The 255-nt window shown below is 45.1% G+C and carries 1 rRNA gene; it reads left to right on the forward strand.

The features are described 5' to 3' along the window. A 23S ribosomal RNA gene (locus GTP90_RS36295) occupies positions 1-102 on the forward strand; the annotation flags it as partial. Positions 103-255: the final 153 nt, after the last annotated feature.

Genomic DNA, 255 nt, shown 5'->3' on the forward strand with positions numbered 1-255 from the left:
TCTTTGAAGGGTCGTTCGAGACCAGGACGTTGATAGGTCAGGTGTGGAAGTGCAGTAATGCATTAAGCTAACTGATACTAATTGCCCGTACGGCTTGTCCCTATAACCTTAGCAGGTTATGGTGAATAAGAAGTATGTTGGAACGTTCGTTGATACAACTTCATTACCTAAATTACTTACTAATTCCAGATTCTGGGCGACGCGAATGCGCGCAGCCCGTACAAGTCAATGCCTGATGACCATAGCAAGTTGGTC

The organism is Duganella vulcania, from assembly GCF_009857655.1.
In the GTDB taxonomy this organism is placed as follows: Bacteria; Pseudomonadota; Gammaproteobacteria; order Burkholderiales; family Burkholderiaceae_D; genus Rugamonas; species Rugamonas vulcania.